13 protein-coding genes are annotated in these 14951 nt (G+C 36.7%); 11 read left to right on the top strand and 2 right to left on the bottom strand.

What is annotated here, in order from left to right:
• Nucleotides 1–316: 316 nt before the first annotated feature.
• The 3 genes from AAA923_RS08460 (at nt 317) to AAA923_RS08450 (ending at nt 3358) form a co-directional block, all read left to right on the top strand.
• Nucleotides 317–1741: a C69 family dipeptidase gene (locus AAA923_RS08460; RefSeq protein WP_338216310.1), complete on the top strand. Its 1425-nt coding sequence runs from the start codon at nt 317–319 to the stop codon at nt 1739–1741.
• A 587-nt stretch (nt 1742–2328) separates the two neighbouring features.
• Entirely contained in the window at nt 2329–2862 is a 534-nt protein-coding gene (locus AAA923_RS08455; RefSeq protein ID WP_041501186.1) for a ClbS/DfsB family four-helix bundle protein, read from the top strand.
• 337 nt (nt 2863–3199) lie between these two features.
• Nucleotides 3200–3358, top strand: a complete 159-nt coding sequence (locus tag AAA923_RS08450; protein WP_338216307.1) for a hypothetical protein — start codon at nt 3200–3202, stop codon at nt 3356–3358.
• A gap of 142 nt (nt 3359–3500) precedes the next feature.
• Here the strand turns inward: AAA923_RS08450 and AAA923_RS08445 are convergent, their stop codons facing one another.
• Nucleotides 3501–4610, bottom strand: coding sequence for an SLC13 family permease (locus AAA923_RS08445; protein WP_338216306.1), 1110 nt, complete (start codon nt 4608–4610; stop codon nt 3501–3503).
• A 187-nt stretch (nt 4611–4797) separates the two neighbouring features.
• Between AAA923_RS08445 and AAA923_RS08440 the strand changes: the two genes are divergently transcribed.
• From AAA923_RS08440 to AAA923_RS08425, 4 genes are all read left to right on the top strand, one after another.
• Nucleotides 4798–4950, top strand: coding sequence for a DUF6095 family protein (locus tag AAA923_RS08440; RefSeq protein WP_157492464.1), 153 nt, complete (start codon nt 4798–4800; stop codon nt 4948–4950).
• Nucleotides 4951–5009: 59 nt separating this feature from the next.
• Nucleotides 5010–5177: a hypothetical protein gene (locus tag AAA923_RS08435; RefSeq protein WP_157492463.1), complete on the top strand. Its 168-nt coding sequence runs from the start codon at nt 5010–5012 to the stop codon at nt 5175–5177.
• A gap of 498 nt (nt 5178–5675) precedes the next feature.
• Nucleotides 5676–6413 carry a class I SAM-dependent methyltransferase gene (locus AAA923_RS08430; RefSeq protein ID WP_338216320.1) on the top strand — a complete coding sequence of 246 codons (738 nt, stop codon included), beginning with the start codon at nt 5676–5678 and terminating at the stop codon, nt 6411–6413.
• 192 nt (nt 6414–6605) lie between these two features.
• Nucleotides 6606–7130 carry a hypothetical protein gene (locus AAA923_RS08425; protein ID WP_338216303.1) on the top strand — a complete coding sequence of 175 codons (525 nt, stop codon included), beginning with the start codon at nt 6606–6608 and terminating at the stop codon, nt 7128–7130.
• Between the two features lie 129 nt (nt 7131–7259).
• On the opposite strand, the gene AAA923_RS08420 is transcribed toward AAA923_RS08425, so the two are convergent.
• Nucleotides 7260–8198, bottom strand: a complete 939-nt coding sequence (locus tag AAA923_RS08420; protein WP_338216301.1) for a Dyp-type peroxidase — start codon at nt 8196–8198, stop codon at nt 7260–7262.
• A gap of 834 nt (nt 8199–9032) precedes the next feature.
• On the opposite strand from AAA923_RS08420, the gene AAA923_RS08415 reads away from it, so the two are divergent.
• The 4 genes from AAA923_RS08415 to AAA923_RS08400 all read left to right on the top strand — a co-directional run bounded on the left by AAA923_RS08415 (nt 9033) and on the right by AAA923_RS08400 (nt 14704).
• The gene (locus AAA923_RS08415) at nt 9033–10022 is read left to right on the top strand and encodes a choloylglycine hydrolase family protein (RefSeq protein ID WP_338216299.1); all 990 of its coding nucleotides are present in this window, start codon (nt 9033–9035) and stop codon (nt 10020–10022) included.
• 667 nt (nt 10023–10689) lie between these two features.
• On the top strand, nt 10690–11418 hold the full coding sequence (locus AAA923_RS08410) for a GntR family transcriptional regulator (protein WP_338216298.1): 729 nt from the start codon (nt 10690–10692) through the stop codon (nt 11416–11418).
• Nucleotides 11419–11519: 101 nt separating this feature from the next.
• Entirely contained in the window at nt 11520–13871 is a 2352-nt protein-coding gene (locus tag AAA923_RS08405) for a phosphoketolase family protein (RefSeq protein WP_338216296.1), read from the top strand.
• A 323-nt stretch (nt 13872–14194) separates the two neighbouring features.
• Complete coding sequence (locus AAA923_RS08400; protein ID WP_338216294.1) at nt 14195–14704, top strand: prolyl-tRNA synthetase associated domain-containing protein; 510 nt, start codon at nt 14195–14197, stop codon at nt 14702–14704.
• The last annotated feature ends 247 nt before the right edge of the window (nt 14705–14951 follow it).

Here is a 14951-nt window from a genome sequence, read left to right as displayed (position 1 = left end):
AAAACGCCACAAGAACTCTTTGCTAGTTCCTGTGGCGCTTAAAGACATATTTATAAACTTCAAATACTGATATCACTTGGATTCAATTTATTTTGTCCAAGTGGCTAACTTGTTATTGAAATTTTCGTTAAATTTTGGATTACAAAATAAGTAATTAAAATGGCAATGCTAATTCAATATTATTGGATATGACATTGTCTTTGTTTTAAAAGTTAGCATTTAAAGTAAATAAACTAGGGGGAATTAAAGGTTGTAAGTATGCTGAATATTTAAAATATTCTAAATATTCAGCATACTTACAACCTTAAAACAAATTATGAGACAACAGACTCACATGGCTTGTACCTCAATTATGGTAGGTAAAAAAGCTGCCATGGATGGCGTTAACTATATTGCACGTAACGAAGATAACTTTGTAGCTAACTGGCCTAAAAGATTTTTCGTGCAACCAGCAGTTTCTGGACGTCATGAAACGTATACATCACCATACAACAAATTGAGTGTCGAATTGCCTGAAACTGGTTATCGCTATACTTCTTCACCAGATGCTAATCAAGACGAGGGTTGGTATGAAGAGGATGGTATCAATGAGAAAAACGTCGGTATGAGTGCAACTGAAAGTGTTACTGCCAATGAAAAGGTTTTGGCATATGATCCATTGATTGAAAACGGTGTGGCTGAAGATTCAATCACAACCTTAGTTTTGCCATACATCAATTCTGCCCGCGAAGGTGTGAAATATCTTGGCGATTTGATTGCCAAATATGGCTCAACTGAGAGTAATGGTGTGGAATTTTTCGATGAAGATGAAATTTGGTATATGGAATTGGCTACTGGACATCACTGGGTTGCTATTAGAATCCCTGACGACTGTTATGCAGTAGCTGCCAATCAAATTGGTATCGAAGATATTGATTTCAACGATTCAGAAAATTACATGTGGTCTGATGGTATTCAAAAATTTGTCAGTGAACATGATTTGAATCCAGATTTAACCGGTTGGAATTTCAGACATATCTTTGGAACAAGTACTAAACAAGACCGTCACTACAACACACCTCGAGTTTGGTATGGTCAAAAAGTTTTGAATCCTTCAATAGAGCAAGATCCCGAATCAGACGATTTGCCATTCTTGAGAAAGCCAGAGAAGAAAATTTCCATCGAAGATATCCAATATATTTTGGCATCACACTACAATGAAACTAAGTTTGACCCAATCGGCGGCGGTTCTGAGGAAGATAAGAAACGTTACCGTGCCATTTCATTATCAAGAACAGCCAACTCTCACATCCTACAATTGCGTGACTCCAAGAAGACTGCTGCCAACGCAATTGAGTGGAAAGCATTAGGCATTCCAAGCTTCACGCCATACGTGCCATTTTTCACCAACGCAGATGATACAGATGAATCATACAGCTACGTGCCCGAGAAATTAGATTTAAAGAGCGCATATTGGTTATATGAATCATTGTCAATGATTGTCGAAAGCCATTACAGCGAGTTCGCTACGGCTAATTTGGACTATCAAAAAGAACTAGCATCATGGTCAAGACAAAAGATAGCTGCCGTTGATAAAGAAATAGCAAGTATGACAGGCCAAGAATTGACAGATTACCTAACCGAACAAAATCATCAGATAGCAAAACATTTTAACGATGCAACAAAAGCCCACCTTGCAGATTTGGTTACACAAGGGACAGAGTTGTCGAAGTTGACATTTAAGATGGATCCAAATTTATAGAGAGTGAAACAAGGGCGGTCAGCTCCCGAGCATTTTCGTAATTAAGTGAATTACACGCTGGTTTTGCGTGTGATTTACTTAATTATGAAAAGCGGAAGGAGTTGCCCTTGTGTAGCTCGTTTTAGAGCCACTGCATATTTAAACAAGGTCTAAAATACAAAGACAGTGGAAAAGAGAACTAACTTTAAGGAACCAAAAAAGTTCTTCCTAAAGTTAATCTATCCAAGAATCAACAATCCAAAATATAGAAAAAATAAGCAGATGATCAGCCCTTGAATAATTCAAGTCGCAAAACTATCTGCTTTTTACATACAAAAACTAAAAAAATCAGTCTTTTTACAAAAATAAAAATAAATTTAAGATATTTCAATAACCAAACGTCCAAACTCCACGCCCCTCTAAAAGAATTTTCCCCAAATCAAGGAAGAAAATTTTGCATAACTTATTAATATAACACAAATAAAACGTTTTCTAACAACAAATTTGCTATATCATGAGCGTTTTTTCCCCATAGTGACAATTTCAAGGCTATAATAGATATTGGGACTTTCCCAGTTTGGGAAAAATCAATGAAAGGTAGCGAATGTATGCAGGTATATAAAAATTCACAAGAATTGATAGACCAGATTAAAGAGAGTTATCATAAATTCATTGATGAATATGAGGGAATTAGCGATGATGTTGCTGATGAAAGAATTGATCAGGTGGACAAGACACCTAGAGAGATGCTCTCATATCAAGTTGGTTGGATTAATATGATTTTGTCATGGGAGAAAGCTGAAGCTGGTGGGGCCAAAATTACCACACCTACTCCTGGCTACAAATGGGATCAAATGCGTCAGTTATACCATGATTTCAATATCAAATATGGTTCAGATGGCATCGAGAACGAAAAAGCAGAACTTGGCAGTGTTGTAGCTGAGTTGATAGCTTGGATTGAGGATATGTCACACGACGAGTTGTTCACACCTGGCGAGCGTAAGTGGGCAACAACTAAAGCAATGTGGCCAGTAGCTAAATGGATCAGAATAAACGCCGTTTCACCATTCAATAACTACAGTAGACAAGTTAGAAAATGGAAGAACTTTAACTTAAGAGATAAAAAACCAGTAAATTCATAGAATCAAGTGGTTTTTAGTCAAATAGAACAAAAAGCAGTGCTTACAATCTTTAGGGATTGTCGGTGCTGCTTTTTTGCTTGCCGTCTCCAGAGCTGAGAAGTATTTCATCCGCTATGCGGTACGGTTCGAGCCAAAGTACGGTCTCGAATCTCGGTTGAAGCCTTTCCAAAGACCGGAAAGTCTCCAACTCGCCCGGTGGTGTAACGGCTAAAGCCGTAACGCCACTTTCATAGCGGATGAAATACTTCTCAGCTCTTCCGACTAATGTGTTGTTGGATGTTATTTAATGGTTATTACTTAATCCATTATCTTAATTCTCGGATATCGAGGATATGTAATGAATTGGATATTGGGTTCGTATGAAGATTACTTGAATCTTAAACTAACAACTCAGAATTATTTAAAACCCCAGCCTCCGGTTGTCAGAAATTTCACCAGCAGTGAAGGTGCTGTAATGGCTTCAGCCATTACAGCACGGACGACTTTTGAGACTTGACGGTTTTGCAAGGCTCAAAAGCGAGGTTCGAGACCGAGCTTTGGCTCGAACCGGTCCCACAGCAGGCGAAAATTTCTGACAATCGGAGGCGGCATTCAAAGCAAAAAGCAAAATAAAAAAGCCACCCATAATATGAGTGACTTTAAAGTCCAAGATCAATCAAGAAATACCCGATAGTACCAATGATAATCAACATAGTAAAGTTGATTATTGTGAAGTACAATAAATACTTACCAGGATCTTTCTTAAAGAAAAATCTGTATTGTTTGAAGGCCAATAAGTTAGCAAGTGAACCAACTACAGTACCAAGTCCACCAATATTCGTACCTAAGAAAATGGCGTGAACATATTTAGAAAACTTGGAAACTAAGATAGTCGTTGGAACATTACTAATGAATTGACTGGTAATAATCGATGTTAAGTAAGTGCTTGTTCTTGTTTGCAAGAATTGATGTAGATTATTAACGATTGCTGGCTCACGGTTAATATTACCAACGGCAATAAAGAAACACATGAATATCAGCACGATAGAATAATCAACTGATTCAAGAATATGCGGATTGATGAAAATCACCAGCAATAGTGCCGCAATCAATGAACCCCACATTGGGATAACTGAAAAAATTCCAAGGAAGATTACTACTGTGACAGCGACTGTTAAAGTTAAACTAGGAATATTTAATTCCACGGCAGGCAACTCAGTCAACTCGATTGGATCCTTTGGAAAGAATCGGGTGGCTAAGAAGACTGCTATGAAAGTAACAATCGTTATCGGAGTAGACATGATAAAGAATTGTTTAATTCCTAAATTAAAGTGCGTCAACAGGAATAAGTTATGGGTATTACCAAACGGCGTAAAAATACTTCCAAGGTTAGCGGCCATCGCGATGATGATCACTGGGAAAATTGGGTTGACTTTTATATGTTTGGAAAGTTGATAAAATAATGGTACTAAGGTTAAAATCGTAACATCATTGGTTAAAAACATAGCTCCAAAAAAAGCTAATGAAGCTAACATAAATATCATTTGTCGCGTAGTTTTCGCTTTATGCGTCATATACGCCGCGTAATATTTAAGAAAGTCCAAATAATCATAAATTTGGATTATAATCATCATAGATAGTAGCGATGCGAGCGTCTTCCAATTTATGTCCATCAATTGAGGTGGACTAATGAAGATAGATGTCAAAATTGCTGCGGCACCAGCGATCCACAACACCCTATCTGAAAATACACGTTTTAATACGGCCATTTACGTTTCCCCTACAAAAAATTAGTCCTTATATAGTATAAAGATAAAAGTACTGTTAAAAAAGATAATTATACAAAAAATAACAAATAAGTTTCCAAAACTTAATTTTTTCAAAAATTATTTATATAAAAAGCATAATGTATTGTAACCTAAGTATAATAAATATCAACATGAGGGAGGATAATAAATGCAAATAATTTTATCAATTTTGATGTTCATTGTCGGAATCGCCATAATGACCGTGTCTTTCAGAGCTAAGAGGGAATTGATATATTATCTGACCTTATCAGCTGGTACCATCGTCTTTTTCGCAGCTATATTCGTGATATTTCCAAAGTAGTAGTACCTAGGGTAAAAAATTGTTATAATCGCCTTATCAAATAGGGGAGGACTTCTATTATGTTTAAGCGTATTTTTCTTTTGGTCCTTGTTTCAATGATTCTCAGTATCATTGAAATGACCGTAGATCCCGGATTCTTCGTTGGAAGAATTTTCTTAGCATTCTCAGGATTTTTGATGGTTTTAACATCATTAATGTTTATTAAAAATTTAAGACGAGCTGAATAAGTGGTTGCTGTCCGTCTCCAGAACTGAGAACATTTACCTGCTATGCGGACCGGTCCGAGCCGAAGTGCGGTCTCGAACCTCGATTTTGAACTTCGCAAAGTACGCGAATTTCAAAACTCGCCCGGTGGTATAACGGCTAAAGCCGTAACACCACACCCACAGCTAGTAAATATTCTCAGTTCTTCCGACTAATTTGTCTGTTTTAGTATTCAGATTAGCTCAAATATTAAATGAAGCTCAATTAAGATAGCTATATTGCTAAAGCATTGTACAAATATTCAGATTTTTTCTGATGTGATGTACAATGCTTTTTTTATTGTTTCTACAGATTGGAAATATTCAATCATTTTAAATATAATAAAGTCATTTATAACGTATAGTCCCATTTATTAGTTAAATAAATTACTTGTAGCAAAATTTAGGAGGCAAATAATGATAGCTTTCAAAAGAGTATTACTCCATGTGGTACACGAATAAAAATATAACTACATGGAGAGTATTATGAAAAATATATATGACAATGAAAAATTCTTTGATAAATATAGTCAGATGAATCGTAGCAAGAATGGATTAGCTGGTGCTGGCGAGTGGAGTATGTTGAAGCCAATGTTGCCAAATTTCCGAGATAAGGTAGTTTTGGATTTAGGCTGTGGTTACGGTTGGCATGATCGGTATGCTGTGGATAAAGGTGCCAGTGCAGTTGTTGGTGTCGATATGTCTGAGAAAATGTTGCACGTTGCTCGTTCTAAAACTGTGAGTGATAAGATAACTTACGTGCATGATGATATTACTAAAATAAAGTTTGAAGATAATAAATTTGATATTGTTCTAAGTTCACTAGCTTTGCATTATGTAGAAAACTTTGACGATATTGTAAAAAAGATTGGTTATTATCTTAAACCGAATGGAACGTTCATCTTTTCAGTTGAACATCCGATTTTTACTGCTCAAGGCAGTGAAGAGTGGAATTATGACAGTAATGGTCAGATTAAAGATTTTCCGGTTGATAATTATTTTTATGAAGGTAAACGAGAAACTGACTTTTTAGATGAAACGGTTGTTAAGTATCACAAGACTTTGACAACTTATTTGAATGGACTGCTTAAAAATAATTTCCAAATTACGCAGGTCGTTGAACCAATGCCATCAAAAAGTATGATGGATATTCCGGGAATGAAGGATGAAATGCGCCGACCAATGATGTTGATTGTTTCGGCTATTAATAAAAATAGATAAATAAGAAACCAGGATTTCCAAGTATTGTTTTGGAAGTTCTGGCTTCTTTTGTCTGATTAAAAATTGAAAAACTATAGCACGATGTAAAAAATACCACAACCAATAATCTAAAATAAAATAAAATTTACTTGCGTTTTAGTGTATTTTGAATTGTTGGTCAGATGCTACCATTCCTCTAAACAACGAGGGAGAGTGAAGAGAATGAAAAAGTTTGTTAGATTTGTACTTGTTTCAGCTTTAGCATTTATTTCTTTTGGAAGCTTTAGTCAAGCAGTTAAGGCAGACTACGTGCATACTTTAAGAGCATCAAAGTTGTATGCCACTGGGAATAAGTATCCAGATTCTATTCATGAAGGATGGCCTAAATTTGATTTTTCACCGGTTACTGATAGATTATTAGCGGCTAATACAAATTGGTATAGTGATCAAATAGCAAGTGATCCTAATCTATACGCAGGGTATAATCGTGTTGCAACCAATGAATGGGTTAAAGCGAGCGATGTTGTTCTTGTTTTTGATAAATATGTTTATGATCTTGATACTGATAGTGATATGACAATATTTAAATTTGACCCAGATTCTTACGCAATGAATGAAACTGATCAAGTGTTGCCAAAGGGTAATTGGAGGATGGGACAAACAATGAAATATCCAGATGGATATCAATATATTCAAGTCGGGGGAAATGAATGGATTAAAATGCCATATAATCGTTAGAGTTTTAATCTAAAAAGTATAAATAAAAACGACTGTCGAAGAGTTTTTCTATGACAGTCGTTTTTGAGTTATATAGTTTCAACTAGAAGCTACAATCGATGCATGAAACAATTGTTTCACAAGAAACATCTAATATTCACCTTCAGCAATTTTCTCTAAAGTAGTTTTTGAAGGGATGAAGAATAACGTTCCGCTGACTGCTGTACTGAAGTCTAAAAGACGATCACTCTTAGTAAACATATTTTTCAGCATACGCTTGGTGATTGAGAAATCTTTGGTATAAGCAATGAAATAAGTTCCGGTAATATCTTTGACAGGGTCGGAGAAAGGTACATTCATTCTGACAATTTTGTGTTCAATTCCATCTTTCATATCTTTGGAAATAACGTTGTGAGCGTTAGGAAGTTTTTCATCATCAGCCAGTTCGCGGTCAGAAAATTTGTGACGACCAATTGATTTTTCTTGTTCGTCAGTTGAGAGACTTTTCCAAGCATCCATGTTGTGAATGTACTTTTGGGCAAAGGCATATGAACCGTTGGCAAATTCTTCATCGTTGTCAATTAGCGTGTAGTCCATTGATTCAACGCCAGCTGGATTTTCAGTTCCGTCAATAAAACCAACAATTGAACGTCCTTCGAGGTATCTGAAACCATGAGTTTCATCTTCAACTGAAGTAACTGGACGCAAGATACCCATGAACTGATCCATTAATTCATAGCAGACGGCCATATTTTTGGCTCGAACATGAATAAAAATATCTCCGGGTGTGGAAACGGCAGTATATTTTGGACCCTTAATTTCTTGGAAAGTTGATAATTGTTTTGGCTTTGGTGCATCTGGGAAGAGATAGTCCCAAGCATCAGCTCCAAATCCCCAAGCAATATGGGCTTGAGCCTCAGGGTCACGAATACGCATACTATTAATTATGGAATTAGATAAGTCAGAGAATTCAGCGATAGCATCTTTTTCATCGGCTTGATTATTATGGTTCAGTAATAAAGTTGCGAAAATAACACTTTCACCGGCATCTTTATAAACGTCTTGAGCTTTTTTTATGTCAACGGTCATGAAATTATCCTCCAAATATTGTTTATACCGAAACCATATCATAGAACTGGAAAATTTAAGCATTTAAAGATTGGCTTTTGGGGCCGCTGGAGATTGTGCGGAATGGTTCTCGCTATGAGGACCGGTTCGAGCCAAAGGGCGGTCTCGAACCTCGCTTTTGAACTTCGAGAAAGACACTCGAATTTCAAAAGACGTCCTAGTGGAATAAGAACGGGGAAAACCCCCGTCCTAACTCCACTGCCACAGCGTTCGCCATTCCACACAATCTCCAGCTAATGTATTTGTTGGCTAAATTACTCTGAGTTATATTTATTGCATTACAAAATATATGACATCTAAAGTCATTATTTAGTTGAATATTTAATAGATGATTTGTCTAATTCATCTTATTTATATTGAGAAAATGATAATTATACTTATTAATCATCCATTTAAGGACTAGTATATTCGGAAGGAAACCTGAGTTAGTCTTAAAGTTACGAATAATAGATTAAAAGATAAATTAATTGGAAGGACTGAGCATATTTACCCGCTGTGGGTGTGGTGTTATGGCTTTAGCCATTACGCCACCGGGCGTGTTTGGAGACTCGCGGTTTTTGCGAGGCTTCAAACCGAGGTGCGAGACCGTACTGTGGCTCGGACCGGTCCGCATAGCAGGTGAATATGCTCAGTCCTGGAGATGACCCACTTTCCAATTAAATGTCTTTGTTTAAAATTCATAAATTAAAATTCTTGATTATGCGTTAATTTAGTAGAATAATGAAAAGGAATAAAAAAATTAATAACTAATTTAATAATTTAACTAGGAATTATCCCGAAAGGAAGTACAGATATATGTGCACAAGTCTTAGCCTAGGAGCCTTAGATGGTTCAAAATTTTTAGCAAGAACAATGGATTTCGCCTTCGAATTGAATGGTCGTCCAACTTTTTTACCAGAAAACTACAAATGGATCTCATCATTTGATCAAGCAGTTTATACAACGGATTACGCAATCATGGGAACAGGTGCAAAATATGGTAACAACTATATGGTAGCCGATGGTTTCAATGAATATGGCTTATCCGCTGCCGAATTATACTTCTCAAACGCAGCCAAGTACGATGAACAACCAACTGAAGGAAAAATGAACCTTGTCGCTGAAGAATTTATTCTTTGGGCATTGGGTAACAACAAGAACATTGATGAACTCCGTGAAAATTTGAAGGAAGTTCGTTTGATTGATTCAGATGCTGGTGTTATGGGTCAAAATCAACCATTACACTTCATTTTCAGTGATGCTACAGGGGCAACTTATGTCCTTGAACCAGAAGGCAATGGCCTAATTCTTGAAGAAGACAAAGTTGGGGTTATGACTAATACTCCTAATTATGACTGGCACAAGACTAATCTAGCTAACTACCTTGGTGCTCAAACAAAAGGCTTTAAGACTAAGATGTTCGGTGATCAAGAAGTTATTCCACTAGGTTCAAACGGTACATTCAGACTACCAGGTGGTTACACAGCCGTTGATCGTTTCGTTAGAACTGCTTACAACAGAACATATACAGAAGAACCTAAGGATGCTAAGCAAGCTGTAAATACCATTTTGCACATGCTTGATAGTGTAACAATCCCTCGTGGCGTTAATTTGAAAGACAATGGCGACCCAAGCTATACACAATATCAAACAGTCTTAGACTTAACTAATAAAGTAATGTATTTTGTACCATACGGTAACAGAACAGTTTACTCAGTTAAGATGACAGAAGATTTGATCAAGAATCAAAAAGAACCAAAAGAATTCGAAGTAGCTCTAAAACAAGAATTCGCTACTTTGAACTAAATCCGTCTCCAGAGCTGAGAAATATTTACCCGCTATGCGGACCGGTCCGAGCCAAAAAGCGGTCTCGAACCTCGGTTTGGAGCCTTACCAAAGTACGGTAAGTCTTCAAACGCGCCCGGTGGTGTAATGGCTAAAGCCATAACGCCACACCCACAGTGGGTAAATATTCTCAGCTCTTCCGACTAATTAATAGTATGAATTGAACCGTGATATATATCAGATAATAAATTGATAATAATGGATGGAATGTTAGATTTTCGGATAACATTTCATCCATTATTTTTTTGCTTTTTTAGTTTTTTGTATTCAGATAAATCAAATATTCCAGTTAAATATCAATTAGCTAAAAAAATTAGTCTCCGGTTGTCAGAAATTTCGCCAGCAGTGGAAGTTATGTTAGACTGGCGGTTTTCCAGTCTTACATAACAGGACGTCTTTTGAAATTCGAGTGGTTTTCTCGAAGTTCAAAAGCGAGGGTCGAGACCGAACTTTGGCTCGAGCCGGTCCCACAGCAGGCGAAAATTTCTGACAACCGGAGACGGCAAAGAAAAACCATACCAGTAAATTTTTGGTATCTAACTCCAATATGTTATAAGATGTAACTAAAGTAAAAGATAATCACCATGTCAAAAATTGGTGCGACCCAATTATGAAATGAGGAAATGTAATGGCCGATTTAGTTTATCAAAAAATTATTACATCATTAAAGAAATCAATTGATGCTGGGGAATTCTCAGATATGCGTTTACCTGATGAAAGATCTTTAGCAGAAAGTTATAGTGTCAGCCGCAGCTCTATCAAACGGGCTCTAGGTTTAATGGCTGATCAAGGAATCATCTTTAAAAAACGTGGTTCAGGAACATTTGTTAATCCGTTGTATTTGAAGCAAGGTTCGTCTTTCAATTACAGTGGAAAAAATCTTGGTATCACTGACAGTTTCAACGCTAACGGACAAAAGCCGGGTGTAAAAGTTTTGAGTTTTGACGTTGTGCACCCAAGTAAAGATTTACAGGACAATTTATTTCTCAAACCATCAGAGTTCGTCTATGCCTTCAAACGCTTGCGTCTGTTGGATGATGTGCCATTCATGATTGAAACTGGTTATATTCCCATCAAGTTAGCACCTGAATTGTCAGAGCAAATTGCTTCTGAATCTATCTTCAATTATGTAGAATCAGAATTAGGCAAAGAAGTTAATAAAACTTACTTGAATATTTCGGCGGAACCATCAGATGCTGAAGGTAAGGAATTGTTACATTTAGCTGAAAATGAACCGGTTGGATTGATGGAAGGTATTTTCTTCTTAGACGATGGAACACCGTTCGAATTTTCGACGATGAAGTTGCATTATAAGTACTTTAAGTATGATTCATTCGTTGATTTAGCAAATAAGTAAGAGTTTCCAATAATTGGAACGCACCAATTTATTAAATGGTTGACTTTTTAAAATATTCTAGTTATGATACTCAATGTAAATACATAAGGAGTGTGCTGGTAATGACAGATTACTCATCAAAAGAATACTTAAATTTAGTAGATAAATATTGGCAAGCAGCTAATTATATTTCTGTTGGTCAACTTTACTTAAAAGATAATCCTTTATTGAGACGTGAATTAAAACCTGACGATGTTAAAGTTCATCCGATTGGACACTGGGGAACTATCGCCGGTCAAAACTTTATTTATGCTCATTTAAACCGTGCTATCAACAAGTATGGTCTCAAAATGTTTTATATCGAAGGCCCTGGTCATGGTGGGCAAGTAATGGTTTCAAACTCTTATCTTGATGGTAGTTACACTGAAACTTATCCAGAAATTACTCAAGATACTAAAGGTATGCAAAAGCTATTCAAGCAATTTTCATTCCCAGGTGGTGTTGCATCACATGCTGCCCCTGAGACTCCTGGATCAATGCATGAAGGTGGAGAATTAGGTTATTCTCTATCACACGGTGTTGGTGCCGTTTTGGATAATCCAGATGAAATTGCTGCTGTTGTTATTGGAGACGGGGAAGCTGAAACTGGTCCTTTGGCCGCTTCATGGTTCTCAAATGTCTTCATTAACCCAGTTGATGATGGTGCTGTATTGCCAATCCTAAATCTAAATGGTTTCAAGATTTCTAACCCAACAATCTTGTCACGTAAGAGTGATGAAGATTTGACTAAATACTTTGAAGGTATGGGTTGGGATTCAATGTTTGTTGAGGGAACTGATCCTGAAAAGATGCACCCAGAAATGGCTCAAACCGTTGATGCTGCAATCGAAAAGATTCAATCCATTCAAACAGAAGCCAGAAAACACCCAGCCTCAGAAGCTAAGATGCCTAAGTGGCCGGTAATTATTTTCCGTGCCCCTAAAGGTTGGACTGGCCCTAAGACTTGGGATGGCGTTCCAATTGAAGGCTCATTTAGAGCTCACCAAATTCCAATTCCTGTTGATCAAAATGATATGCAACATGCAGACAAATTAGTTGAATGGATGGAATCTTATAAACCAGACGAATTATTTGATGAAAATGGTACTTTGAAGAGTGAAATTGCTGCGATTGCACCTAAGGGTCAAAGCAGAATGGCTATGAATCCTATCGTAAATGGTGGAGTTGATCCAAAACCTCTTAAATTGCCAGACTATAAAAATTACGCATTAAACTTTGATAAGCGTGGTTCTAAAGTTGCTCAAGATATGATTGAACTTGGTAAATATTTGGAAGATGTTATCAAGAACAATCCAGACAACTTCAGATTATTTGGACCTGATGAAACAATGTCCAACCGTTTGTATGACATCTTTAAGACAACAAACCGTCAATGGATGGAACCAGTTCACGAACCCAATGATCAATATGAAGCACCAGCTGGTCGTATCATCGATTCACAACTTTCAGAACACCAAGCAGAAGGCTTTAACGAAGGCTATACTTTGACAGGTCGTCACGGTATTTTCGCCAGTTATGAAGCATTCTTACGAGTAGTCGACTCAATGTTGACACAACACTTCAAGTGGTTGAGAAAAGCTAACGAATTAGGTTGGAGAAAGAAGTATCCTTCACTAAACGTTATTGCTACATCAACAGCTTTCCAACAAGATCACAATGGTTACACTCACCAAGATCCCGGTATTATTACTCACTTGGCTGAAAAGAAACCAGAGTATATCCGTGAATACTTCCCAGCTGACACAAACTCATTGTTAGCCGTAATGCCAAAGATTTTGGATGACCAAGAAAAGATCAACTTGTTGGTTACTTCAAAACAACCAAGACCACAATTCTACTCAATTGAAGAAGGTCAAGAATTGGCTGAAAAGGGACTCAAGGTAATCGACTGGGCCTCAAATGACAACGGAGATCCTGATATTGTGATTGCTGCTGCCGGAACAGAACCAAACCTTGAATCATTGGCTGCTATTAGCATTCTTAGAAAAGCTAAACCAGAACTCAAGATTAGATTCGTGAACGTCGTAGATTTATTGAAGTTGAGATCACCAAAAGTTGACCCTCGTGGTTTGACTGATGAAGAATTCAACGAAATTTTCACAATTGATAAACCAGTATTGTTTGCCTTCCACGGCTTCGAAGATATTATTAAAGACATCTTCTTTGATCGTGAAAACCACAACCTTTACGTACATGGTTATCGTGAAAATGGTGATATCACAACACCATTCGATATGCGTGTAGTCAATGAGATGGATAGATTCCACTTGGCAGAAGAAGCAGCTGTGGCCGTACAAGGCGATGGTGCAAGCGACTTTGCTGATGAAATGGAAGCTAAAGTTGATAAACATAACAAGTATATCCGCGAGTATGGCGATGATTTGCCAGAAGTTCAAGAGTGGAGCTGGGAATAAAATAGAGAGTGGAGACAGGGCGGTCAGCTCCCGAGCATTTTCGTAATTAAGTGAATTGCACGCTGGTTTTGCGTGTGATTTGCTTAATTATGAAAAGCGGAAGGAGTTGCCCTGTCGGAACTCGTTTCAGAGCCACAGCATGCCCAAACTGCTTTAACAAGCAACTGAATATATATAACCAAACCCAAAAGATAATCTCAAAAAAATGAGGTTATCTTTTTTAGTTCCATGTGTTTTATTAGATAAATTCTAATGTTATTATGAGTAATAAGGTTACGGAGTAATCGTTGTTATAAAATACCAAATTCGGAGGGATGATAACCATGGAACCTGCAAAACAAGTCGAAGAAGCACTAGAAAAAATGAACATTAAGTATCAAATTGTTCATCACGCAGTAGCTCACACAACTGAAGAAGCTGATCACTTCATTGAAGGAATTGAAGGCGTCCGTACAAAAACAATGTTTTTGACCAATAAGAAAAAGACAGAATGTTATTTATTAGTCATGGACGATGCTAAGCGATTAAATTTCCACCAATTTGAAGAATTAACAGGTGCTAAACGTCCTAAAATGGGACATGATGATTTATTGTTTGAGAAACTTGGTTTGGAACCTGGAATCGTTTCTATCTTTGGATTATTGAATAATAAAGATCATGATGTGAAAGTTTACTTTGATAAAGCTATTTTGAGTGAGAAGCGCATGAGTTTCCATCCAAATATCAATACCAGCACGATTTTTGTTGATAGTGATGATGTATTACAATTTGTTAAAAATTTAGGCTATGATTATCAAATCCTCGAACTAAAAGAAGAGGAAGAAGAAGAATAGAGCAACTCAAGTAAAAGATTTCTGTTAAAATGCAGAAGTCTTTTTTTTATTTTAAATTATAAAATAACTAATAAATTACCAGAAAAGCTGTTCATTAATCGTAAACAGCTGTCCACAAACCCCATCACACCAGTGTTTATAGAAAAATAAGTTTAAAAATAATTGAATAAGTTTCATTCTAAGAAACTTTCATAATTCTGTTGAAAAAATGTGAAGCTTTTTAAAACGCCTACTGCGAGTAGAATGT

Source organism: Companilactobacillus muriivasis, assembly GCF_036246245.1.
Lineage (GTDB): Bacteria > Bacillota > Bacilli > Lactobacillales > Lactobacillaceae > Companilactobacillus > Companilactobacillus muriivasis.
The sequence above is the reverse complement of the archived record's forward strand: the minus strand, read 5'-3'. Positions and strand labels throughout refer to the sequence as shown.

What these genes read in the sequence shown, in the direction of transcription:
- AAA923_RS08460 (WP_338216310.1), top strand. Translation starts at nt 317, where the DNA reads ATGAGACAACAGACTCACATGGCTTGTACCTCAATTATGGTAGGTAAA.
- AAA923_RS08455 (WP_041501186.1), top strand. Translation starts at nt 2,329, where the DNA reads ATGCAGGTATATAAAAATTCACAAGAATTGATAGACCAGATTAAAGAG.
- AAA923_RS08450 (WP_338216307.1), top strand. Translation starts at nt 3,200, where the DNA reads ATGAATTGGATATTGGGTTCGTATGAAGATTACTTGAATCTTAAACTA.
- AAA923_RS08445 (WP_338216306.1), bottom strand. Translation starts at nt 4,610, where the DNA reads ATGGCCGTATTAAAACGTGTATTTTCAGATAGGGTGTTGTGGATCGCT.
- AAA923_RS08440 (WP_157492464.1), top strand. Translation starts at nt 4,798, where the DNA reads ATGCAAATAATTTTATCAATTTTGATGTTCATTGTCGGAATCGCCATA.
- AAA923_RS08435 (WP_157492463.1), top strand. Translation starts at nt 5,010, where the DNA reads ATGTTTAAGCGTATTTTTCTTTTGGTCCTTGTTTCAATGATTCTCAGT.
- AAA923_RS08420 (WP_338216301.1), bottom strand. Translation starts at nt 8,198, where the DNA reads ATGACCGTTGACATAAAAAAAGCTCAAGACGTTTATAAAGATGCCGGT.
- AAA923_RS08415 (WP_338216299.1), top strand. Translation starts at nt 9,033, where the DNA reads ATGTGCACAAGTCTTAGCCTAGGAGCCTTAGATGGTTCAAAATTTTTA.
- AAA923_RS08410 (WP_338216298.1), top strand. Translation starts at nt 10,690, where the DNA reads ATGGCCGATTTAGTTTATCAAAAAATTATTACATCATTAAAGAAATCA.
- AAA923_RS08405 (WP_338216296.1), top strand. Translation starts at nt 11,520, where the DNA reads ATGACAGATTACTCATCAAAAGAATACTTAAATTTAGTAGATAAATAT.
- AAA923_RS08400 (WP_338216294.1), top strand. Translation starts at nt 14,195, where the DNA reads ATGGAACCTGCAAAACAAGTCGAAGAAGCACTAGAAAAAATGAACATT.